This window comes from Arthrobacter sp. Y3222053, assembly GCF_059092805.1.
The window spans coordinates 67,840-90,067 of the sequence record NZ_JBNHIA010000003.1 but is presented as its reverse complement, the minus strand read 5'-3'; the positions used below and the strand labels follow the sequence as shown (position 1 = coordinate 90,067).

Genomic DNA, 22,228 nt, shown 5'->3' with positions numbered 1-22,228 from the left:
TTAATGGCCGCAGGCACCGGGGCGGCTCCCGGGCCGTACCGGAGGGGGAGCAGTGAGAACGATCAGGACGCTCGGCGCAGCCGCGGTGGTGATGCTGGCGGCGGCCTGCAGCAGCCCGGCATCGCCGCCCGTCGGGCCGACCGACCCTGTCCCTGCGACGTCACCGGCCGCCGGACCGACACCGGCCCCTACACGGGGCGCGACAGGTCCCGGCGGCACCGTCCCGACGACGTCGGGCGCTGCCGGAACGTCATCCGCATTGCCTGCCGACACACGCTGGCTCACCTCAACCGAACTCGAACAGGTGCTGCTGGCGGTCCGCGGCAGCCGGGGATTGGATGCCCGGCTCGTCGGAGCCGCCGAGCTGGAGGCGCAGGCCGAGGCCGCCCGCACTGCCCTCGGCGCGGCCGGAATTCAACCGGAGGCGTGCGCTGCCCTGGCCGCCGATGAAGTCTCCGCCATGACCGCCGGTGACAGCGTCGCCCTGCTGGTCACGGCAGGGGCGGGATCTGCAGCCGCCGAAACGGTCGCGGTGGTCTCTTCCCCCGATCCCCTGGCCCTGGCCGGCCGGGAGGAGGCCGCACGGCGGCTGCTTGCCGAGTGCTCCGAATTCACCATGACCGTCGCAGGCCGCACCGTGGCCACCAGGGCCGAGGCCGTCGAGGTGCCGGGCTCCCTGCCCGGCATCACCGCTGTGCGCACCGTCGCCGAGGGCGCCGGGCAACAGCTCCGGACTCTGAGCGTCAGCAGCGTTCGGGGCCACCACCGGGTACAGGTGTCCGTGACTTCCCCCGCGGACCCGGCCGCCGCCGTCGGGCAGGCGGCGGAGCTGATCGGGGCCGTGCACGCCGAACTGGCGCGCCTTCCCTGACGCGGGCCACGGCCGGGGCGGGTGCGGCGCTGGACGGCGGCACGTCGCCGAGGCGCTAGATTAGATTCAGTTCCAACTCTCGGATGCAGCCTGTGCGCTGCAGAAATGGATTTCCCAGCGTGGTCCTTCGACTTTCCACCCTTTTCCTCCGCACGCTCCGCGAGGATCCTGCCGACGCCGACGTCGCCAGCCACCGCCTGCTGGTCCGCGCCGGATACATCCGCCGGGCTGCCCCGGGCATCTACTCGTGGCTGCCGCTGGGCCTGCGCGTGCTCGGCAAGGTGGAAGGCATCATCCGTGAAGAGATGGCGGCCATCGGTGCCCAGGAAGTGCATTTCCCGGCGCTGCTCCCGCGCGAACCCTACGAGGCGAGCAACCGGTGGACCGAGTACGGCGACAACCTGTTCCGCCTGCAGGACCGCAAGGGCGCCGACTACCTGCTGGCTCCCACGCACGAGGAAATGTTCACCCTGCTGGTGAAGGACCTCTACAGCTCCTACAAGGACCTGCCGGTGTCCCTGTTCCAGATCCAGAACAAGTACCGGGACGAGGCGCGCCCCCGCGCCGGCCTGCTGCGCGGCCGCGAGTTCATCATGAAGGACTCCTACTCCTTCGACATCGACGACGAGGGGCTGGAGGCCAGCTACCAGGCGCACCGCGGCGCGTACCTGCGCATCTTTGAGCGCCTGGGCCTGGACATCGTGGTCGTTTCCGCGGTGTCCGGCGCCATGGGCGGCTCGAAGAGCGAGGAGTTCCTGCACCCGACGCCGGTCGGCGAGGACACCTACGTCCGTTCCGCCGGCGGCTACGCGGCCAACGTCGAGGCGGTCACCACGGTGGCCCCCGAGCCGGTCGATTACGCCGACGCGCCGGCGGCCGAGGTCGTCGACACCCCGGACACCCCGACCATCGAGACCCTGGTCGCCGACGTGAACGCCCGTTTCCCCCGCGCGGAAGGGGAGTGGACGGCCGCCGATACGCTGAAGAACGTGGTCCTGGCCGTGACCCTGCCGACCGGAGAGCGGCAGGTTGTCGTCGTCGGCGTTCCCGGCGACCGCACGGTGGACCTCAAGCGCATCGAAGCGAACATCGGCACGCACCTTGAGATGGGCGGCGAGGTGGAGGTCGACGCCGCCGGCGACGAGGATCTGGCCAAGCACCCCGGCCTGGTCAAGGGCTACATCGGCCCGGGCCTTTCGCTTTCCGAGGCCGTGCTCGGCTCTGAATCCGCCACCGGCCTGCTCTACCTGGTCGACCCCCGGGTGGTGGAAGGCACCCGGTGGATCACCGGCGCCAACGTCACCGGCAAGCACGTCATCGGGCTGGTCGCCGGCCGCGACTTCACCTGGGACGGCGTCATCGAGTCCGTCGAGGTCCGCGAAGGGGACCCGGCTCCGGATGGCTCCGGACCGCTCGAGGCTGCCCGCGGCATCGAGATGGGCCACATCTTCCAGCTCGGCCGCAAGTACGCCGAAGCGCTGGGCCTGAAGGTCCTGGACCGCAACGGCAAGTTGGCCACCGTCACCATGGGCTCCTACGGCGTCGGCGTCACCCGCGCCGTGGCGGCCCTGGCCGAGTCCAACCACGACGACAAGGGCATCATCTGGCCCCGCTCCGTGGCACCGGCCGACGTGCACGTGGTCGCGACCGGCAAGGGTGCCGATGTCTTCGAAGCCGCGGAAAAGCTCAGCGCCGATCTGGAGGCCGCCGGCCTCGAAGTCATCTACGACGACCGGCCCAAGGTCTCTCCCGGCGTGAAGTTCGGCGACGCCGAACTGATCGGCGTGCCCACCATCCTGGTGGTCGGCCGCGGCCTGGCCGACGGCGTCGTGGAGGTCAAGGACCGCGCCACCGGCGCCGCCGAGAACGTCCCGGTGGACGACGCCGTCGACTACGTGCTCCGCGCCGCCCGGCAGTAGCCGGCCGTGGTCTCAGGTCTCGAGGACGTCCAGGCCGCCACCCTCCTGCTGGTGGTGGTGGCCGGCCTGGCCGCCGGCTGGGTCGACGCCGTGGTCGGCGGGGGCGGGCTGATCCAGCTCCCCGCGCTGCTGCTGGTGCCCGGCATCACCCCGGTGCAGGCCCTCGCGACCAACAAGATGGGCTCGGTGTTCGGGACCACCACCAGTGCGGTGACCTATTACCGCCGGGCCCATCCGGACCTCCGCACCGCCCTGCCGATGGCCGGGGTGGCACTGGCCGGCAGCTTCGGCGGGGCCGTGCTGGCGGCGTCCCTGCCGTCCTCGGTGTTCAAGCCCATCATCGTCGTCGCACTGATTGTCGTTGCCGTCTTCACGGCCGCGCGGCCCACGGTGGGGGAGCTCACACAGCTGCGCCATACCGGCCGCCGGCACTACGGCACAGCAGCAGCCATCGGAGCGGTGATCGGTTTCTACGACGGGCTGATCGGCCCCGGTACCGGGTCCTTCCTGGTGATCGCCATGGTGGTGCTCCTCGGCTACAACTTCCTGGCGGCCAGTGCAAAGGCCAAGATCGTGAACATGGCCACGAACCTCGGTGCCCTGGCCTTCTTCCTTCCGCACGGCTCCGTGCTCTGGGGGCTCGGCCTCGTCCTGGGCCTGTCCAACATGGTCGGCGGGTATCTCGGCGCCCGGATGGCCGTGAAGCAGGGCAGCCGGTTTGTGCGGATCGTGTTCCTGGTGGTGGTCAGCGCCCTCATCGTGAAGCTGGGCTGGGACGTCTACGCGGAAAACATCCGCGGCGCCTGAGCCTCAGGGCGCCGGAAGCAGCCGGACCGGCGGCAGCCCCGGGTGGAGCCGGCCCGTCAGCGCCGAGGCCACCCAGATGGAGCGCTGCGCCTCGGCCGGGACGCCGTCGAGGAAATAGTCCAGCGCGTTGCGGACTTCCCGCAGGATTGCCCACTCCACGGCCGACCGCTCATCCAGCCCGCCGGCCCGGCAGAGGGCAGCCAGGCGGCGCCGCAGGTCCGCGGCCGGGCGCATCCCGTCCAGCTCATCCAGGCGGTTCCACAGCATCGGCGCGACGGCGAACTCCGCTTCTCCGACCATGGCCTGCGGATCGATCGCCACGAAACCGCCCGGATCCGGGCGGCCGTCGGGACGGAGCAGGATGTTGCCGTAGTGCAGGTCCGCGTGCAGCAGGACATCGTTGCTGCTGCGCCGGCCGACGGCGCCCCGCGTCTGGGCGGTTTCAAGCGCGGCTTCCATGAGCCAGCGCTCGAACGGGCGGCCGAGCGCCTCCCAGTCGGCCGGGATCTCGTCGCTGAGCTGCTCGGCCCGGGCTGCCGCCGACGGCAGTTCGGCCCAGGCGGCGCCGTCGCCGGCGGGCAGCGAGAGCACCCGCATCAGCCGCCCCCACTCGGCGACGGCCGTGTCCATGTCCTCGGTGAGCAGGCTTCTGCCCTCCGCCAGGCGTTCCAGGACCAGGCAGCCGCCGGGGGCATCGCGGCTGAGCAGCCGGACGGCTCCCGCGCCGTCCCACAGCTGGAGGGCGGTCGCCTCGGCGGCCGCTTCGGGATGCGGATAGGCGAACTTCAGTACGGCCCGGCCGGCGGCGCCGCGGACCGGAACGACCAGGGCGCCGCGGCCGTGCCAGGCCCGGCCTGCATCCGCCGGGTCCGGTTCGAGTCCCAGCCCGTCGAGGGCGGACGCCAGACGGCCGGGCAGGGACTCCAGCCAGTCGCGGCCCTGGCGGCTGCCGCGGTAACGACGGATCAGTTCCTCGGGAACGGCCGGGGTCACGGCACTGCCTGGGCAGGCGCCGCCGCGATCTCCGCCGCCGTCGGGATGTCCGCGGTCAGGTCCACGGCAGGTCACCGGCTCCGGACGGCAGCCCGGGCAGGGGCTCCGTCCCGTGATCAGCTGCGGCGTGCTCCGCAGTCTGGACCAGTCGGTCGATCGCCCAGGACCGCACCTGGCCTTCACTGAGGCTGATCAGCTCCGCGTAGACCCCGGGCAGCGACTGCTCCAGCTCCTCCAGCGCCGCCTCCGGGGCGGATGCGAACCTCCCGTCGAGGGCATAGGCCGGCGCCGGGGCGAGCGCGGGGCGGCACACCAGCGGCAGCAGGTCCACCCCGGCGGCGCCGTGGTCGGCATGGGCGCGGGACGCTGCGGCCAGCGCCGGGTCGGGCCGCCACGGCCCCAGCCGCGCCTGGACCACCTCATAGGCGTAGGCGGCGCCGTATTCCGCATCCACTGCGGCCTGCAGGGCGTCGGCGGCGTCTTCCCCGCCGGAACGGTTGCCGGTCCCGGCGGCGTCCGCCGGCGCGCCGGAACCGTTTCCCTGTGCCGGGTCGGTGCAGGCCGGTGTGTCCGCGGCGACCGGCGCCCAGGAGTCCGGTGCGGCGGGGCGCGCCAGGCCGGCGTCGGCGGCGGCCTCTGCGGCGAGCAGCCACTGTCCGGTTCCCACCGAGGCCAGCAGGCGTGCCGTGCCGCCGTCGGCCCGCACGGCGTTTCCAAGGTTGGTCCGGGCGGCGTCGGCAAGGGCCAGGACGTAGTCCCCGGGTACGGCGGCCGCGTCGGCTGCCGGACGGGCGGCGGCCCCGTCGACAGGCCCTGAAGACAGGGGGAGGGGACGGAGCTCGGGATCGGCCAGTGCGGCGGCCTGGGCGTTCAGCGCCTCCGCCTGGTCCCCGTGGCCCAGTGCGGCGGCCTGGCCGGCCAGCCTGCGGGCTTCCTCGCGGGCGGAGTGCCGGGCGTCATCGGAGAACGACCGGGACATGGCACCGCCGCCTTCCGGCGTCTGGAGCCCCAGGCCCAGCACGGCAACGCCCAGCAGCACCAGCAGCAGGCCGCGGCGCAGGACGCGGGCAGCACGGTGCCCGGCGGCCGGGGCCGGATCGGGGGCGGGGGCAGGGGAGTTCACAACAGTCGATCGTCTCACGTCAGGGGGTGCGGACGCAGGCGGCGTGCGCGGAGCGCCCGGGAAAGTCGGTAGGCTAGGAGCTACAACATCATCAAGTGGGAGGCAGCTATGGCGGTTCGGCCCGGCCACGGGAAAGACACGACGTCGAACTACCGCAGGAACGCAGTGAATGCGGAGGTAAGCGCCGAACGGCAGCGGCTCAGGGACTACCTGGCGCCGGTTGCGCACGAACAGGGACTGTTCCTGGAGGATGTTGAGATCCGCATCGCCGGCGCCCACCGCACCGTGCACGTGATCATCGACCTGCCCGAGGACGTACCGGGCAACATCAGCCTTGACCGCGTTTCCGAGGCGGCGAAGGTGCTCTCGGACGCGATGGACAACGATCCCGCCGACGACGGGCGGCCCTACAACCTGGAGGTTTCCTCCCCGGGCCTTTCCCGTCCCCTCACGGAGCGGCGGCACTGGAAGCGGAACCTGGGCCGGAAGGTCCGCGTCGACCTGCTGAAGGGCGAGGACCTCACGGGCCGGCTCACCGAGGTAGGGGAGGACGGGATCACCCTGATCCCGGAACTGCCCGCGAAGAAGGGCATGGTTCCGAAGCAGGGCGAGCCGACCCGGTTGGCCTTCGGGGACATCCGCCGGGGCAGGGTGGAGGTCGAATTCACCCACCTGGACGACGAGCCGCTGGACGATGACGCCGGCGATGACAAAGACACCACAGCTGAGGAGGCCTAGATGGATATTGATATGAGCGCGCTGAGGCTGCTGGAACGCGAGCGGGAAATCCCGCTGGACCTGCTGATCCCCACGATTGAACAGGCGCTGCTGGTCGCCTACCACAAGACCGCCGGCGCGCAGGAACGGGCGCGCGCCGAACTGGACCGCAAGAGCGGCCACGTCACGATCTGGGCCACCGAGCTCGACGACGACGGCGAGCCGGTCGGCGAATTCGACGACACCCCAGCCGGCTTCGGCCGGATCGCCGCCAGCACCGCGCGGCAGATCATCCTGCAGCGGCTGCGCGACGTCGAGGACGACCACATCCTCGGCGAATTCCGCGGCAAGGAAGGCGAGCTGGTCTCCGGGCAGATCCAGCAGGGCAACAATCCGCACATGATCCAGGTGAACCTGGGCACCATCGAAGCGCTGCTGCCGCCGCCCGAGCAGGTCCCCGGCGAGAAGTACACGCACGGGACCCGGCTCCGCGCGTTCGTCGTCGACGTCCGCCGCGGCTTCAAGGGCCCGTCGATCACCCTGTCCCGGTCCCACCCCGGCCTGGTCCGCAAGCTCTTTGAGCTGGAGGTTCCCGAGATCGCCGACGGCAGCGTCGAGATCGTGGCCCTGGCCCGGGAGGCGGGCCACCGCACCAAGATCGCGGTGCAGGCCAACGTCCCGGGCATCAACGCCAAGGGTGCCTGCATCGGCGAAATGGGTGCCCGCGTCCGCGCGGTCATGAACGAGCTGCATGACGAGAAGATCGACATCGTCGACTACAGCTCCGATCCGGCCACCTTCATCGCGAACTCCCTTTCGCCCTCCAAGGTCGTGTCGGTCCAGATCACCGACCCCGACGCCCGGTCCGCCCGCGTGGTGGTTCCCGACTACCAGCTTTCGCTGGCGATCGGCAAGGAAGGGCAGAACGCCCGGCTCGCAGCCAAGCTGACCGGCTGGCGGATCGACATCGTTTCCGACGCGAAGCAGGGCTAGGCGGGCCGGCCCCATGGCAGGGAATGCAGTTCACCGGAAAAGGGTTAGACTGTATGAGGCCGGGTCGCCGCTTCGCTTCAGCACCTCCCGCGCCGTCGGACATGTTCCGCGGCGCACCTGTGTGGGGTGCCGGAGCGTCGATGACCAGGCCGCACTGCTGCGGCTGGTGGGCATTTCCGCCGCGGACGGCGTCGTCGTCCGCGTAGATGAACACCGCCGCATGTCCGGGCGGGGAGCATGGCTGCATCCCGACCCGGCCTGCCTGGCCTCGGCTGCCAAGCGACGTGCGTTCAACCGGGCCTTCCGGGGCCCGGCGGACACGCACGAAGTAGCCGAATGGTTCCAGGCCCGAGGAAACGCTCCGACCGGGAGCGGTTCCGAAACCGTCCAACCTGAAAGCGGGTCAGCAATCTGATGGAAACCCGATGAGTACCCAGCGATGAGTACTTTCATGTGCTCTGTGAAGGGTCGTGCTGCATACGCAGCCGCGGCTCCCGCAAAATAGACGGTTCGTACCTGCCTCGGTGCGGACCGAGACAGGAGAAATGTGGCCAAGGTCCGCGTACACGAGCTCGCCAAAGAGCTCGGCATTACCTCTAAGGATGCAGTAGCCAAACTGCAGGAACTGGGCGAATTCGTCCGTTCCGCCTCTTCAACGATTGAGGCACCCGTAGTCAAGAAGCTTCGCGGGGCCTTCCCCGACGCAGCGTCGAAGGCGTCGTCCAAGCCGGCCGCCGCCCCGCGCCCGGCAGGCAACGGCTCCGCCCCCAAGCCCGGTGCCGCCAAGCCAGGTCCCGCGGCTCCCGCAGCGGAGGCCAAGCCCGCGCCGAAGGCTCCGGAAGCTCCCGCTCCGGCCGCTCCGGCCCCGGCGGCTCCCGTCTTCGAAGCCCCTGCTGCTCCGGCTCCGGCCTCTCCCGCAGCAGAAACCCCCGCCCCGTCCGCTCCGGCGGCGCCCAAGCCTGAGTCCGGCTCCGGCGAGGCCGGGCCCCGTCCGGGTGCCCCGCGCCCCGGCGCTCCGCGTCCCGGCCAGGGTGCACCGCGCCCGGGCAACAACCCGTTCGCCACGTCCCAGGGCATGCCCCGGCCCCGTGGCCGCGGCGAAGGTGCACCGCGCCCGGGCAACAACCCGTTTGCCACCTCGCAGGGCATGCCCCGACCGGGTGGACGCCGTGAAGACGGCGGCGCTCCGGCTCCGCGTCCCGGCACCCCCGGCGCCGCAGGTCCCCGTCCGGGCGCGCCCCGTCCGGGTGCCCCGCGTCCCGGCGGCGCACCCCGTCCCGGCGGCGCACCCCGTCCCGGCGGCGCCGCGCGGCCGAACCCGGGCATGATGCCCAACCGCACTGAGCGTCCGGCCCCGGCCGCACGTCCCGGCGGCGGACCCGGCGGTGCACGCCGTGGTCCCGGCGGCGGTCCCGGCGGCGGCGGCGGTCCGGTCGGCGGCGGCTTCGGCAAGGGCGGTCGCGGACGCGGCGGCACCGCCGGCGCGTTCGGCAAGGGCGGCGCAGGCCGCGGCAAGCAGCGCAAGTCGAAGCGGGCGAAGCGGCAGGAACTGGAGCAGATGTCGGCTCCGTCGCTGGGCGGCGTCAGCGTCCCCCGCGGCAACGGCAACACCGTGGTGCGCCTGCGCCGCGGCTCGTCCATCACCGACTTTGCCGACAAGATCGAGGCGAACCCGGCAGCACTGGTGACCGTGCTGTTCCACCTCGGCGAAATGGCGACCGCCACCCAGTCCCTGGACGAAGAGACCTTCTCGGTCCTCGGCGAGGAGCTGGGCTACAAGATCCAGGTCGTCTCCCCGGAGGACGAGGAACGCGAGCTGCTGAGCAGCTTCGACATCGACTTCGAGGCCGAGCTGGAAGCCGAGTCCGACGACCAGCTGGAGGCACGTCCTCCGGTAGTGACCGTCATGGGCCACGTCGACCACGGCAAGACCCGCCTGCTGGACGCCATCCGCAACACCAAGGTGGTCGAAGGCGAGCACGGCGGCATCACCCAGCACATCGGTGCCTACCAGATCCACGTGGAGCACGAGGATCAGGACCGCGCGATCACCTTCATCGATACCCCGGGCCACGAGGCGTTCACCGCCATGCGTGCCCGTGGTGCCAAGGTGACCGACATCGCCGTCCTGGTGGTCGCTGCCGACGACGGTGTCATGCCGCAGACCGTTGAGGCGCTGAACCACGCCCAGGCGGCCGACGTGCCGATCGTCGTCGCGGTGAACAAGATCGACAAGGAGGGCGCCAACCCGGAGAAGGTCCGCGGCCAGCTCACCGAGTACGGCCTGGTTCCCGAGGAGTACGGCGGCGACACGATGTTCGTCGAGGTCTCAGCCCGCCAGGGCATCAACATCGACGGCCTGCTCGAAGCCGTCCTGCTGACGGCCGACGCCGCCCTGGACATGCGTGCCAACCCGGACAAGGACGCACGCGGCATCGCCATCGAAGCGAACCTGGACAAGGGCCGCGGCGCCGTCGCGACCGTCCTGGTCCAGTCCGGCACCCTGCAGGTGGGCGACACCATCGTGGCGGGCACCGCCCACGGCCGTGTCCGTGCGATGTTCGACGAGAACGGCGACAACGTGACCGAAGCCGGGCCGTCGCGCCCGGTCCAGGTCCTCGGCCTGTCCACCGTCCCGCGGGCCGGCGATACGTTCTTCGTCACCGACGACGAGCGCACCGCCCGGCAGATCGCCGAAAAGCGTGAAGCCGCCGACCGCAACGCCGCACTGGCCAAGCGCCGCAAGCGCATCAGCCTGGAAGACTTCGACCAGGCCGTGGCCGAGGGCAAGGTTGACACCCTCAACCTCATCCTCAAGGGCGACGTGTCCGGTGCCGTCGAAGCGCTGGAGGACTCGCTGCTCAAGATCGACGTGGGCGAAGGCGTGCAGCTGCGCGTCATCCACCGCGGCGTGGGCGCGATCACCCAGAACGACGTCAACCTGGCGACCGTCGACAACGCCATCATCATCGGCTTCAACGTCCGTCCCGCCGAGCGCGTTGCGGACCTGGCCGACCGCGAAGGCGTCGACATGCGCTTCTACTCGGTCATCTACGCCGCGATCGAGGACATCGAACTGGCGCTCAAGGGCATGCTCAAGCCCGAGTACGAAGAGGCCCAGCTGGGCACCGCGGAAATCCGCGAGGTCTTCCGGTCCTCCAAGTTCGGCAACATCGCCGGCTCGATCGTGCGCAGCGGCGTCATCCGCCGCAACGCCAAGGCCCGCGTGGTCCGCGACGGGAAGGTCCTCGCCGAGAACCTCCAGGTCGAGTCCCTGCGCCGCTTCAAGGACGACGCCACCGAAGTCCGTACCGACTTCGAATGCGGCATCGGCCTGGGCTCGTTCAACGACCTCCGCGAGGGCGACATGATCGAGACCTTCGAAATGCGCGAGAAGCCGCGCGTCTAGCACTGACGTCCGGGGGCCTGAGGGCCCCCGGACCGGCGTCGGGCCGGGAACCGCCGGGCGGTTCCCGGCCCGACGTCTGCCGGCGCCGATTCCGGCCGAGGCCGCACGGCGTCGTACGATTTTCTCTAGGACACACATAAAGGAGGGGCAATGGCAGATCCGGCACGCGCAGCCAAACTGGCCGACCGCATCAAGGTCGTCGTCGCGCAGGCACTGGAACGGCGAGTCAAGGACCCCCGGCTCGGGTTCGTCACCATCACCGACGCCCGCGTCACCAATGACCTGCAGCACGCGACGCTCTACTACACCGTCTTCGGCGACGAGGAGGAGGCTGCGGGCACCCGCGCCGCCCTCGAGTCCGCCAAGGGCATCCTGCGGGCCGAAGTGGGCCGCAACATCACCGTCCGCCTCACCCCGACGCTCGAGTTCGTTCCGGACGAGATCCCCGTCAACGCCAGCCATCTCGAAGAGCTGCTGCGCACCGCGCGCAAGCGCGACGAGGAACTGGCGGCCCTGAAGCAGGGCGCAAACTACGCCGGCGATCCCGACCCGTACCGGCGGGACGACGACGGCGATGCCGGCGACGACGGCGGGACTGCGGAGACGCAGGGGCGCTGACCGGCACAGGCAACAGGCCTGTTCCCGGCCGCAGCCGCAGGACGCGGCTGCGGCCGGCACGGGAACCGGCATGAACGGGAAGGGAGCGGATCCGCAGGATCCGCTCCCTTCCGCTGTGCCGACTCAGCGGCGGGGGAGCCGGGCGAGTCCCTCCACGAGCTGGTCCCGGTCCCCGCAGAGCGCGATCCGGATCCAGTCCTCGCCGATGGAACCGAACGCGGTACCCGGTGCTACGGCTACGTTGTGCTCGGCCAGGAAGCCCCGGGCCCAGGCGCGCACATCGCCGCCGGAGGCATGCGAGAGGTCCGCCCACAGGTAGAACGCCCCGTCCGCTGGCAGATAGGGGATGCCGAGGCCCGCCAGCACCTGCACGGCCGCGTCCCGGTTCTGCCGGTAGTGCTCGGCCGCACGGCGGACGTAGTCCTGCGGCCCGGTCAGCGCGGCCAGGGCGGCGTACTGCGACGGCGAGGCCACACAGGAGACGATCGCCTCGTTGATGATGCTCATCCGCTCCTGCAGCCCGGCGGGGACGATCAGCGCGCCCACCCGCAGCCCGGTCAGCCCGTAGGTCTTGGACAGGGTCTGGGAAACGAGCACCCGGCCCCGGCCCGGCCCGGGATCGTCGAACGCCAGGGGGCTGACGTGCGGCACATCGTAGGTGAACGCCTCGTAGCATTCGTCCGAGATGATCCAGAGGTCGTGGCGGGCCGCCAGCTCCACGAGGGCCCGGGTCAGGTCGGCGTCGAACACCGCGCCGAGCGGATTGGACGGCGAGTTCAGCAGCAGGACCCGGGTGCGCGGGGTGATCAGTGCCTCAAGGTCCTCGATCCGCGGCTGGAATCCATGGGCGGGCCACAGGGGATACGGCACCGGCTCGGCGTGCAGCAGCCGGGCGGTCATTTCGAAGGTGGGATAGCCGGGATTGGGCACCAGGATCTCATCGCCCGCATCAAGGACCATGCTCATCAACAGGTGCAGACCCTGCTGGGCCCCGGCGGTGACGAAGACCCGGCCGGCGTCGACCGGGGTCGCGGTCCGGGCCGAGGCGTAGTCCGCGAAGGCGGAGCGCAGGGCCGGGATGCCGGCGTTGGGCGTGTAACCGGTCTCATCGCGCGCAAGCACCGACTGTCCGGCCTCCAGCACATGGGCCGGCGTGGGGAAGCCGGGCTCGCCGATGCTGAGCACGATGGCGCCGGGGCTGGCCCAGGCGGCCTGGGTGATCTCCCGGATCTGGTTGGGCTCGACGGCGCGGACGTGGGGTGAGAGCTGCGGCATGGTCCGAATGCTACCGCCGCGGGGGCCGGCCCCCGCAGCCCGGCCCGGTCCGGCCGCGTCACCGATGCGCCATATACTGAAAGGCGTGAATTCCGGGCAGGTCCGATCAGGACTGATTATTGTGGACAAACCGCAGGGATGGACCAGCCACGATGTGGTGGCCCGCCTGCGCAGGCTCGCCGGCACCCGGAAGGTCGGCCATGCGGGCACGCTGGACCCGATGGCCACCGGCGTGCTGGTGGTGGGAATCAACCGCGCCACCAGGCTGCTGACCTACATCGTGGGCACCGGCAAGACCTACACCGCGACCATCCGGCTGGGCCAGTCCACCCTCACCGACGACGCCGAAGGCGAAGTGACGGCCGAGCATATCGCCGCAGCCGTCACCGACGAGCAGATCCACGACGCCGTTGCCGCGCTCACCGGCGACATCCTGCAGGTGCCCAGCAGCGTCAGCGCGATCAAGGTGAACGGCGAGCGTTCCTACGCCCGGGTCCGGGCCGGCGCCGAGGTGGCCCTCGTGGCGCGCCCGGTGACCGTCTCCCGCTTCGAGGTGCACGCGATCCGCCGCGAGCAGGGCGGCCGCCTGCGTGACGTCGACGTCACCGTCGAGTGCTCCTCCGGAACCTATATCCGCGCCCTGGCGCGCGACCTCGGCGAAGCCTTGGGCGTGGGCGGACACCTGACCGCGCTGCGCCGCACCCAGGTGGGCCCGTACGACATCGGCCAGGCCGCCACCCTGGAGGAGCTCGCCGAGGAGCTGCGCCTGCTCGACCTGGACGAGGCCGCGCGGGCCCTGTTCCCCAACCGGGAACTGGACGCGGAAGAGGCCGACGCCGTCTCCCACGGCAGGCGCGTGCCCGCCGGCGGCACCGCCGGTCCCGTCGCGGCCTTCGCCCCCGACGGCAGCCTCACCGCCCTGCTGGAGGACCGCGGGGAGCAGGCCAAACCCATCCTCGTGTTCGCTCCCGGAGGGCAGTCCTGAGATGGTCGTCGATCCCATGTTCGTCATCGGCGCCCTGGTCTGCCTGGTCTCGTCCATCCTCTGCATCGGTGCGGCGGTACTGCGGCAGGGCCCCAACGACATCACGATCCTGGCGGACGCCGCCGTCCTGCTCTACCTGGTCGTCTACGGCATCGGTGCCGGCATCCGGATAGCGGGCGGAGAAGCCCTCGCCGGGCCGGCCTGGGAGTTCTGGGGCTACTACGCCACCGCCATGCTGATTCCGATCGGCGCCTTCTGGTGGGCCATCATGGACCGCAGCCGGTGGAGCAACCTCGTCCTCGGCGCCGTCGGCGTCACCGTTTTCGTCATGATCTTCCGCATGGAGCAGATCTGGGATGGAGTCCAAGCAGCATGAACCGCCTCCTGCCTGAGCGGCACCAGCGTCCAACCCCGGCCCGTCTGACCGGCCCCGGCCGGCTGCTCGTCGCTGTCTACGGGATCTTCGCCCTGGCCGCCACCGCACGCGCCGCGTTCCAGATCGCCACCAAGTTCGACCACGCGCCGGTCGCGTACCTGCTCTCCGCCTTCGCCGCCGTCGTCTACATCATCGCCACCGTCGCGCTGGCCCGCCCCGGCCGCAACGCCTACGTGACCGGACTGGCCGCGGTCAGCATCGAGCTCGCCGGCGTGGTCGGCGTGGGCCTGTTCGGCCTGCTCGACCCGGCCGCCCTGCCCGACGACACGGTGTGGTCGGGCTTCGGGATGGGCTACGGCTACGTGCCCCTGGTGCTGCCGACCGTAGGCCTGTGGTGGCTGCTGACCCACCGCGACACGACTGCTCCCGGCGGCCGGACAGCCCGGGCCTAGCAGGACCGGTTCCCGGGCGCCTCCCGCTGACCGGTGCCCAACAGACGTATGCTGAAACCGACAGCATGCTGATGGGTGTCGGCATGGGAGCCGCGGAGTCCGCTCCGCCCACCAGAGGGGGACAGGCAGATGACCTCACCCGGAACCGGAGACCTGCCCGGCCGCAGCCGCCGGCCCGCCGTGCCGCGGACCGGCACCGAAGACCCCGCCCCAACGGCCGGAGCGGGAAGCCCGTCCCGGCCGGGCGCGCCCGACGCCGGACAGCCGGCATCCGCTGACGGCGGCGCCGCCGCTGACGGCCGCGGCGCAGCCGGACGGGTTGCCGCTCAGCGGGGAACGGCACCGGGCGGATCCGAAAAGAACCGCCCCAAAACCCCGCAGCACGACAACTCCGCCTGGGGCGTGTTCCGCGCCGTGGTGGTGGCCGTCGGCCTGCTCATCGCGGCGATGGGCATCTACTACCTCATCGCCGGCACCGGAGGCGTCGCCGGCGGTGACGGGGGAGAGGTCAACCCGTCCCTTGAGAGCCAGTTCCGGTTCTTCTCCATGATGATGGTCGGCGTCGGCGCGGCCTTCGTGGCGATCGCCGTAAAGTTCCAGTGGGCCAACATGCTGTGGCTTGTCTGTCTCATGGTCTTCCTCGGCGGCCTGGGCCGGGTGCTCTCCTGGGCCTTCTCCGGCACCCCGCACTTCACCATGATCGTGCTCATGATCCTGGAGCTGGCGTTTCCGCCGGCGCTGCTGGTCTGGCACCGCTTCATCGCCAAGACCGTGGCCCTGCGGGCCGAATACGCTCAGGGCCGCCTTGACGGCGGATCCGGCGGCGGTGCGCGGAGCTGACCGGTTTTCCGCCATAATGGATAGGTCCCTCAGCGGCCGGCCGTGGCTGCCGGGACTACCGCGATGAGACGACAGCCGGCTAAGGAGCCTGAGTGGACTGCTGGAACGACCTGGACCAGGTGCCCCCGGACTTCGGCCCCACAGCAGTAACCATCGGCAATTTCGACGGCGTCCACCTGGGCCACCAGCACGTGCTCTCGCGGCTGGTGAAGGTGGCCCGCGACGAAGGGGCGCGCGCCGTCGCGGTGTCCTTCGACCCGCACCCGGCGCAGGTGCATCGCCCCGAGAGCGCCCCGAACCTGATCATGGGAACCCGGGACCGCATCGAAGCCCTTGCGGCCACCGGCCTCGACGGCCTGCTGATGATGCCCTACACCCTGGACCTGGCGGCGATGAGCCCGTGCGAATTCGTCGAATCGGTGTTTGTCCGGGGGCTGCGTGCCAAGGCGGTGGTGATCGGCCACGACGTCCGGTTCGGACGCGGCAACAGCGGGGATCTGGAGACCATGCGCACCCTGGGCCGTGAGCTCGGCTTCAGCGTGGTGGCCGTGGATGACTACGGCGTGCTGGGGGAGACGGCCGACGGCCGGCGCTGCTCTTCCACCTGGATCCGGGAGGCGCTGGGCCGCGGCGACGTACGCACGGCCGCCCGCCTGCTCGGACGCAGCCACCGGATGCGCGGCGAGGTGGTGCACGGCGCCGCCCGCGGCCGTGAGCTGGGCTTTCCCACCGCCAACCTCGCCACGGAATCCGCGGGTCTGGTGCCCGCCGACGGAATCTATGCCGGCTGGCTGCTGGACGAGTCCGGCGACCGCTGGCCCGCCGCGGTCTCCGTCGGCTCGAACCCCACCTTCGAAGGCGTCTCCCGGCAGGTCGAGGCACACGTGATCGGCCGGCCGCGGGAGCATGTGGAGGATTTCGACCTCTACGGCCAGCACGTCGTGGTCGAGTTCGTGGACCGGCTGCGGGGCATGGTCGCCTACACCGGTCCCGAGGCGCTGGTGGAGCAGATGGGGCTGGACGTGCGGCGCACCCGGGAGGTGCTTTCGACAGAACGTGCGGCGGACGGGTAAACTGGGGAAAAATTCGGCTGCGGTCCGTGGCGGCTGAATTTTCCTGCCCGTGCCGGGACACCGGAGCGGCCGCAGGACACCCGGCGGCGACGGGCTGACCGGGCCTCACGGCACAAGCAACAGGAGTAGTTTTTTGGCACTCGATCCCGCTGTCAAGCAGGCCATCATTCAGGAATACGCGCTGAAGGAAGGCGACACCGGTTCGCCCGAGGTTCAGATCGCCGTTCTTTCGCGCCGCATCTCGGACCTCACCGAGCACCTGAAGATGCACAAGCACGACCACCACACCCGCCGCGGCCTGATGGCCCTGGTCGGTCGCCGTCGTCGCATGCTGACCTACCTGCGCGAGACCGACATCGCACGTTACCGCGCGCTCATCGAGCGTCTCGGCCTGCGTCGATAGTCTTCGTGGAAGGCGGCCCCCGCGCCACGCGGGGAGCCGCCTTTTGCGCAGGCAGACATGGACACCGGCACACCGGAAGCGCACCTGCCTGAGCGGCACGGCCGTCATACCGACGGCACGGCCGCAGGACACCGTGCCGCCTGGCGGCGGCACGTACAACTGAATAATCCATGAACATGGAGACAACCGGCATCGCAGGCATTCGCGGTCCTCGGTAGTGGTCTCCGGGACGTGCGGGACTTCCCGCCCGGCCCGTGGGCCTCGATCGAAGACCGGGTGCGGAAGTACGTGCCACAGGCACGCACTTCACGGACGATGCCAGTTGCCTCCGCGAAACAGAAACGGAGGTGACTCTTTTGGAGGGTCCCGAAATCCAGTTCTCCGAAGCCGTCATTGACAACGGCAAGTTCGGAAAGCGCGTCGTCCGGTTTGAAACCGGCCGCATCGCCAAGCAGGCCGCAGGTTCCGCGATGGTCTACATCGACGAGGACACCACCCTGCTCTCCGCCACCACCGCGGGCAAGTCCCCGCGTGAAGGCTTTGACTTCTTCCCGCTGACCGTCGATGTGGAAGAGCGCATGTACGCCGCCGGCCGCATCCCCGGCTCCTTCTTCCGCCGCGAAGGCCGTCCCTCCACCGAGGCGATCCTGGCCTGCCGCCTGATGGACCGCCCGCTGCGCCCGGCCTTCGTCAAGGGGCTGCGCAACGAGGTCCAGGTCGTCGTGACCGTGCTGTCGATCAACCCCGACGTGCTCTACGACGTCGTCGCGATCAACGCGTCCTCCATGTCCACCCAGCTGAGCGGCCTGCCGTTCTCCGGCCCGATCGGCGGCGTCCGCGTCGCCCTGGTCGACGGCCAGTGGGTTGCCTTCCCCAAGCACTCCGAGCTGGAGCGCGCCGTGTTCTCGATGGTGGTTGCCGGCCGCATCGCCGGTGACGACGTCGCCATCATGATGGTCGAGGCCGAAGCCACCGACAACGCCTGGAACCTGATCAACGAAGAGGGCGCCACCGCCCCGACCGAAGAGGTCGTCGCCGAGGGCCTCGAGGCCGCGAAGCCGTTCATCAAGGTTCTGTGCGAGGCCCAGGCCGACCTGGCCGCCCGCGCTGCGAAGCCGACCGTCGAGTTCCCGATCTTCCTGGACTTCCAGGACGACGTGTACGACGCCGTGAACGCCGCTGCCGCCGAGAAGCTGGCCTCCGTGTTCTCCATCGCCGACAAGCAGGAGCGCGACGCCGCTGCCGACGCCCTGAAGGACGAGGTCAAGGCCTCCCTGGCCGAGCAGTTCGAAGGCCGCGAGGGCGAAATCTCCGCAGCCTTCCGCGCGGTCACCAAGCAGGTCGTGCGCCAGCGCATCCTCAAGGAGCAGGTCCGCATCGACGGCCGCGGCCTGACGGATATCCGCCAGCTCACCGCCGAGGTCGAGGTCCTGCCCCGCGTGCACGGCTCCGCGATCTTCGAGCGCGGTGAAACCCAGATCATGGGCGTCACCACGCTGAACATGCTGAAGATGGAACAGCAGATCGACTCGCTGTCCCCGGTGACGCGCAAGCGTTACATGCACAACTACAATTTCCCGCCGTACTCCACCGGTGAGACCGGCCGCGTGGGCTCGCCCAAGCGCCGCGAAATCGGCCACGGCGCCCTGGCCGAGCGGGCCCTGGTCCCGGTGCTGCCTTCGCGTGAGGAGTTCCCGTACGCCATCCGCCAGGTCTCCGAGGCCCTCGGCTCCAACGGCTCCACCTCGATGGGTTCGGTCTGCGCCTCGACGCTGTCCATGCTCAACGCCGGTGTGCCGCTGAAGGCACCGGTTGCCGGCATCGCCATGGGCCTGGTTTCCGACCAGGTCGACGGTGAAACCCGCTACGCCGCCCTGACCGATATCCTCGGCGCCGAAGATGCCTTCGGCGACATGGACTTCAAGGTTGCCGGCACCCGCGAGTTCGTCACTGCAATCCAGCTCGACACCAAGCTCGACGGCATCCCCGCCTCGGTCCTGGCCGCCGCGCTGAAGCAGGCCCGCGAAGCCCGCCTGCACATCCTCGACGTGATGGAAGCCGCCATCGATGCTCCGGACGAGCTCTCCGAGTTCGCTCCGCGGATCATCTCGGTGAAGATCCCCGTGGACAAGATCGGCGAGGTCATCGGCCCGAAGGGCAAGATGATCAACCAGATCCAGGAGGACACCGGCGCCGACATCTCCATCGAAGATGACGGAACGGTCCTCATCGGCGCAACCGACGGCGGCTCCGCCGAGGCTGCCCGCTCGGCGATCAACGCGATCGCCAACCCGCAGGTCCCCGAAATCGGCGAGCGGTACCTCGGTACCGTGGTCAAGACGACCACCTTCGGTGCGTTCGTCTCCCTGACCCCGGGCAAGGACGGCCTGCTGCACATCTCCGAGCTGCGCAAGCTCGCCGGCGGCAAGCGCGTTGACGACGTCGAGGACGTCGTCGGCGTCGGCCAGAAGATCCAGGTGGAGATCACCAAGATCGATGACCGCGGCAAGCTGTCCCTGGCGCCGGTCGTGGCTGAAGAGGCCGCGGCGGAAGCCGAGCCGGCGGAGTAAATGCCTGCTGCAGCTGCATCGAACAACCGTCCCGGGCACCAGCCCGGGACGGTTGTCCGTCTTCCACTGACTAATTCCACCGAGCCGGACATCACCGTCGGCAACGCCGGGGGAGCGCTCGTCCGCCGCACCGTGCTGCCCGGAGGCGTCCGGGTGCTCACCGAAGCCATGCCGGGCCAGCGCAGCGCCAGCATCGGCTTCTGGGTGGGCGTCGGCTCCCGGGACGAGGCCGAGGGCCGGCACGGCTCCACCCACTTCCTGGAGCACCTGCTGTTCAAGGGCACGGCACGCCGGGACGCCATGGACATCGCCTCCGCGTTCGACGAGGTCGGCGGGGAATCCAACGCCGCCACCGCCAAGGAAAGCACCTGCTACTACGCCCGGGTGCTGGACTCCGACCTGCCGATGGCGATCGACGTCATCGCGGACATGGTCACCTCCGCGCTGATCGACCCGGAGGAACTGGAGCAGGAGCGCGGCGTCATCCTCGAAGAGATCGCCATGGACATGGACGATCCCGCGGACCTCTGCCACGAGAAGTTTACTGAAGCGGTGCTTGCCGGGCATCCGCTGGGCAGGCCCATCGGCGGCACCCCGGAGGCCATCCGCGAGGTGTCCCGTGAGGCCGTGCTGGACCACTACCGGCGGTACTACCGGCCCGGGGAGCTGGTGGTGACGGCCGCCGGCGGCCTGGACCACGACCACGTCTGCGCTATGGTCCGGGACGCCCTGTCCAAGGCCGGCTGGGAGCTGGCTGAGACGGCCCTGCCTGCCCCGCGGCGCAGCGCCGAGCCCGCGCGCATCGTTTCCACGGGCGGGGTGGAGGTCATCAACCGCCCGGTGGAGCAGGCGAACGTGGTCATCGGCTGCCCCGCGCTGACCGCCACGGACGACCGGCGGTTCGCGATGAGCGTCCTCAACACCATCCTGGGCGGGGGAATGTCCTCCCGCCTGTTCCAGGAGATCCGCGAAAAGCGCGGCCTGGCGTACTCCACGTACTCCTTCTCCGCCGCCTACTCGGATGCCGGATACTTCGGAATGTACGCCGGCTGCTCGCCGTCGCGCACCCGCGAGGTCCTGGACCTGCTGGCTGCGGAACTCGAGCGGCTGGCCGCCGACGGGGTGGACGAGGGCGAACTGGCCAAGGCACTGGGACAGATCTCCGGCGGCATGGTCCTGGGCCTGGAGGATTCCGGGTCGCGGATGTCACGCCTGGGACGGGCCGAACTGGTCACCGGCGAGTTCATCGACATTGAAGAATCGCTGTCCCGCATCCGTTCCGTCACCGCGGAGCAGGTGCAGGAACTGGCCGCCGAGCTGGCCGCGGCCCCGCGCACCATCACGGTGGTGGGCCCGTTCAAGTCGCCGGCGGAACTCGGCTTCTAGGCCTCAGCCGCCGGCAAACGGGGGCAGGATGTCGACGACGTCGTCCGCGGCCAGGACACGTGTCCGGTCGCGGACGGCGGTTTCGTTGACGAGGAAAGTGCTGCGCCCGATCACGGTCTTCAGCGGCGGAACGCCCTCCGGCGGGTCGGGGTGCCGGGCGGCGAGCTTGTCGAGCAGTTCGTCCAGGGCCAGGGACCCGTGGTCCAGGGTCTCCTCATTGAGGCCGACGGCCGCCTTCGCGGCGCCGAAATAACGGATCAGCACTTAGCCACCTATCGCGCTCATGGTTCGGTCCGGCTGGACATAGTCTTCCGCATCGAGGCCGACGTGGTCCATTCCGTGGGCCTTCGGCTTGCCCCACATGGCCTCCTGCCAACGCAGGGCCACCTGTTCGTCGGTCGCCTCGGAGCGCAGCAGGGCCCGCAGATCGGTCTCCTCATGGGAGAACAGGCAGCTGCGCACCTGCCCCTCGGCCGTGATCCGGGTCCGCCGGCAATCCGCGCAGAACGGCTCGGTGACCGACGCGATGATGCCGACCGTGCCGGCCGGTTCCGTGGAGCCGGGCCGGAAGACCTGCCAGCGCTCCGCCGGAGCCCCGTCGCGGCTGCGCGGATCGGGGGCCAGGACGAACCGCTCCTGGAGCCGGGCCCGCACGTCTCCGGCGGTCACCATGCCCTCCCGGGTCCAGCCGTGGTCGGCATCCAGCGGCATCTGTTCAATGAACCGCAGCTCGAAGCCGCGCTGCAGGGCCCAGTCCAGCAGGTCCGGCGCCTCGGCGTCGTTGATCCCGCGCATGAGCACGGCGTTGATCTTCACCAGGCCCAGCCCCACCCGGGCAGCCTCCTCAATGCCGGCCAGGACCCGCTCCAGGAACGGGCGGCGGGTCAGCTGCGCGAACGTGCCGGGGTGGAGGGAATCCAAGGAGACATTGATGCGGGTCAGGCCCGCGTCCTTGAGTGCCGCGGCCTTGCGGTCCAGGCCGAGGGCGTTGGTCGTCAGCGAGATCGGCAGGTCGGGGTGGGCGGCACGCAGGTCCGCAATGATGTCGACGAGGTCCGCGCGGACCAGCGGCTCGCCGCCGGTGAGCCGCAGTTCCCTGATGCCCAGCTGCTCGACGCCGACCCGGACCAGCCGCACGATTTCCGCACGGGAGAGCAGGTTGTCTTTGGCCAGCCACTGCAGGCCCTCGGCGGGCATGCAGTAGGTGCATCGAAGGTTGCATTTGTCCGTCAGCGACAGGCGCATGTCCGTGGCACGTCGGCCGAAACGGTCCATCAGGCCGTCGCTGACGGCCAGCCCCGGAACACCGGCGGGGACGGGAACAGAGGCGTCCGCGGCTCCGGTGCGGGACCGGACGGCAGGCATTCCCAGCGAGATTCCCATTCCACGAGGTTACGCTCTTTCCCCGATAGGCTCTA

21 protein-coding genes are annotated in these 22,228 nt (G+C 70.3%); 16 read left to right on the top strand and 5 right to left on the bottom strand.

Features of this window, described 5'->3' with window-relative positions; genetic code table 11:
- Positions 1-259 precede the first annotated feature (259 nt).
- The 3 genes from AC5RUW_RS08495 (at position 260) to AC5RUW_RS08485 (ending at position 3,597) form a co-directional block, all read left to right on the top strand.
- Entirely contained in the window at positions 260-871 is a 612-nt protein-coding gene (locus tag AC5RUW_RS08495) for a hypothetical protein (protein WP_494160297.1), read from the top strand.
- Between the two features lie 119 nt (positions 872-990).
- On the top strand, positions 991-2,790 hold the full coding sequence (locus AC5RUW_RS08490) for a proline--tRNA ligase (RefSeq protein ID WP_494160296.1): 1,800 nt from the start codon (positions 991-993) through the stop codon (positions 2,788-2,790).
- 6 nt (positions 2,791-2,796) lie between these two features.
- On the top strand, positions 2,797-3,597 hold the full coding sequence (locus AC5RUW_RS08485; protein ID WP_494160295.1) for a sulfite exporter TauE/SafE family protein: 801 nt from the start codon (positions 2,797-2,799) through the stop codon (positions 3,595-3,597).
- Between the two features lie 3 nt (positions 3,598-3,600).
- On the opposite strand, the gene AC5RUW_RS08480 is transcribed toward AC5RUW_RS08485, so the two are convergent.
- Both AC5RUW_RS08480 and AC5RUW_RS08475 read right to left on the bottom strand, forming a co-directional pair.
- Entirely contained in the window at positions 3,601-4,590 is a 990-nt protein-coding gene (locus AC5RUW_RS08480; protein WP_494160294.1) for an aminoglycoside phosphotransferase family protein, read from the bottom strand.
- A 55-nt stretch (positions 4,591-4,645) separates the two neighbouring features.
- Positions 4,646-5,713, bottom strand: a complete 1,068-nt coding sequence (locus tag AC5RUW_RS08475) for a DUF4439 domain-containing protein (RefSeq protein WP_494160293.1) — start codon at positions 5,711-5,713, stop codon at positions 4,646-4,648.
- A 108-nt stretch (positions 5,714-5,821) separates the two neighbouring features.
- On the opposite strand from AC5RUW_RS08475, the gene rimP reads away from it, so the two are divergent.
- The 5 genes from rimP (at position 5,822) to rbfA (ending at position 11,450) form a co-directional block, all read left to right on the top strand.
- Positions 5,822-6,451 carry a ribosome maturation factor RimP gene (gene rimP, locus AC5RUW_RS08470; RefSeq protein ID WP_494160292.1) on the top strand — a complete coding sequence of 210 codons (630 nt, stop codon included), beginning with the start codon at positions 5,822-5,824 and terminating at the stop codon, positions 6,449-6,451.
- Positions 6,452-7,423, top strand: coding sequence for a transcription termination factor NusA (nusA, locus tag AC5RUW_RS08465; protein ID WP_494007492.1), 972 nt, complete (start codon positions 6,452-6,454; stop codon positions 7,421-7,423).
- 13 nt (positions 7,424-7,436) lie between these two features.
- Complete coding sequence (locus tag AC5RUW_RS08460; RefSeq protein ID WP_494160291.1) at positions 7,437-7,838, top strand: YlxR family protein; 402 nt, start codon at positions 7,437-7,439, stop codon at positions 7,836-7,838.
- Between the two features lie 132 nt (positions 7,839-7,970).
- The gene (gene infB, locus AC5RUW_RS08455) at positions 7,971-10,832 is read left to right on the top strand and encodes a translation initiation factor IF-2 (protein WP_494160290.1); all 2,862 of its coding nucleotides are present in this window, start codon (positions 7,971-7,973) and stop codon (positions 10,830-10,832) included.
- Between the two features lie 150 nt (positions 10,833-10,982).
- Entirely contained in the window at positions 10,983-11,450 is a 468-nt protein-coding gene (gene rbfA / locus AC5RUW_RS08450) for a 30S ribosome-binding factor RbfA (RefSeq protein ID WP_494160289.1), read from the top strand.
- A 123-nt stretch (positions 11,451-11,573) separates the two neighbouring features.
- On the opposite strand, the gene AC5RUW_RS08445 is transcribed toward rbfA, so the two are convergent.
- Complete coding sequence (locus tag AC5RUW_RS08445; protein WP_494160288.1) at positions 11,574-12,725, bottom strand: pyridoxal phosphate-dependent aminotransferase; 1,152 nt, start codon at positions 12,723-12,725, stop codon at positions 11,574-11,576.
- Positions 12,726-12,789: 64 nt separating this feature from the next.
- Between AC5RUW_RS08445 and truB the strand changes: the two genes are divergently transcribed.
- From truB to AC5RUW_RS08405, 8 genes are all read left to right on the top strand, one after another.
- Positions 12,790-13,710: a tRNA pseudouridine(55) synthase TruB gene (gene truB, locus AC5RUW_RS08440; RefSeq protein WP_494160287.1), complete on the top strand. Its 921-nt coding sequence runs from the start codon at positions 12,790-12,792 to the stop codon at positions 13,708-13,710.
- Position 13,711: 1 nt separating this feature from the next.
- Positions 13,712-14,086: a hypothetical protein gene (locus AC5RUW_RS08435; protein ID WP_494160286.1), complete on the top strand. Its 375-nt coding sequence runs from the start codon at positions 13,712-13,714 to the stop codon at positions 14,084-14,086.
- Complete coding sequence (locus AC5RUW_RS08430; protein WP_494160285.1) at positions 14,083-14,538, top strand: hypothetical protein; 456 nt, start codon at positions 14,083-14,085, stop codon at positions 14,536-14,538. Before AC5RUW_RS08435 ends, AC5RUW_RS08430 begins: the two co-directional genes overlap by 4 nt.
- A 129-nt stretch (positions 14,539-14,667) precedes the next feature.
- Entirely contained in the window at positions 14,668-15,378 is a 711-nt protein-coding gene (locus AC5RUW_RS08425; protein ID WP_494160284.1) for a DUF4345 domain-containing protein, read from the top strand.
- Positions 15,379-15,470: 92 nt separating this feature from the next.
- On the top strand, positions 15,471-16,451 hold the full coding sequence (locus AC5RUW_RS08420) for a bifunctional riboflavin kinase/FAD synthetase (protein ID WP_494160283.1): 981 nt from the start codon (positions 15,471-15,473) through the stop codon (positions 16,449-16,451).
- A gap of 133 nt (positions 16,452-16,584) precedes the next feature.
- Positions 16,585-16,854 (top strand): 30S ribosomal protein S15, encoded by a 270-nt coding sequence (gene rpsO / locus AC5RUW_RS08415; protein ID WP_494007481.1) that lies wholly within the window; start codon positions 16,585-16,587, stop codon positions 16,852-16,854.
- Between the two features lie 356 nt (positions 16,855-17,210).
- Positions 17,211-19,424, top strand: a complete 2,214-nt coding sequence (locus AC5RUW_RS08410) for a polyribonucleotide nucleotidyltransferase (protein ID WP_494008076.1) — start codon at positions 17,211-17,213, stop codon at positions 19,422-19,424.
- Positions 19,425-20,810: a M16 family metallopeptidase gene (locus AC5RUW_RS08405; protein WP_494160282.1), complete on the top strand. Its 1,386-nt coding sequence runs from the start codon at positions 19,425-19,427 to the stop codon at positions 20,808-20,810.
- A 3-nt stretch (positions 20,811-20,813) separates the two neighbouring features.
- Here AC5RUW_RS08405 and AC5RUW_RS08400 read toward each other — a convergent pair whose 3' ends face one another.
- On the bottom strand, positions 20,814-21,074 hold the full coding sequence (locus AC5RUW_RS08400; protein ID WP_494160281.1) for a MoaD/ThiS family protein: 261 nt from the start codon (positions 21,072-21,074) through the stop codon (positions 20,814-20,816).
- Positions 21,075-22,193 carry a GTP 3',8-cyclase MoaA gene (gene moaA / locus AC5RUW_RS08395; RefSeq protein WP_494160280.1) on the bottom strand — a complete coding sequence of 373 codons (1,119 nt, stop codon included), beginning with the start codon at positions 22,191-22,193 and terminating at the stop codon, positions 21,075-21,077.
- Between the last annotated feature and the right edge of the window lie 35 nt (positions 22,194-22,228).

Bases quoted from the DNA above. Each gene is read 5' to 3' on its own strand.
- rimP (WP_494160292.1), top strand. From the start codon at position 5,822: ATGGCGGTTCGGCCCGGCCACGGGAAAGACACGACGTCGAACTACCGC.
- AC5RUW_RS08430 (WP_494160285.1), top strand. From the start codon at position 14,083: ATGAACCGCCTCCTGCCTGAGCGGCACCAGCGTCCAACCCCGGCCCGT.
- AC5RUW_RS08405 (WP_494160282.1), top strand. From the start codon at position 19,425: ATGCCTGCTGCAGCTGCATCGAACAACCGTCCCGGGCACCAGCCCGGG.
- AC5RUW_RS08425 (WP_494160284.1), top strand. From the start codon at position 14,668: ATGACCTCACCCGGAACCGGAGACCTGCCCGGCCGCAGCCGCCGGCCC.
- AC5RUW_RS08460 (WP_494160291.1), top strand. From the start codon at position 7,437: ATGGCAGGGAATGCAGTTCACCGGAAAAGGGTTAGACTGTATGAGGCC.
- rbfA (WP_494160289.1), top strand. From the start codon at position 10,983: ATGGCAGATCCGGCACGCGCAGCCAAACTGGCCGACCGCATCAAGGTC.
- nusA (WP_494007492.1), top strand. From the start codon at position 6,452: ATGGATATTGATATGAGCGCGCTGAGGCTGCTGGAACGCGAGCGGGAA.
- moaA (WP_494160280.1), bottom strand. From the start codon at position 22,193: ATGGGAATCTCGCTGGGAATGCCTGCCGTCCGGTCCCGCACCGGAGCC.
- AC5RUW_RS08435 (WP_494160286.1), top strand. From the start codon at position 13,712: ATGGTCGTCGATCCCATGTTCGTCATCGGCGCCCTGGTCTGCCTGGTC.
- truB (WP_494160287.1), top strand. From the start codon at position 12,790: ATGCGCCATATACTGAAAGGCGTGAATTCCGGGCAGGTCCGATCAGGA.
- AC5RUW_RS08445 (WP_494160288.1), bottom strand. From the start codon at position 12,725: ATGCCGCAGCTCTCACCCCACGTCCGCGCCGTCGAGCCCAACCAGATC.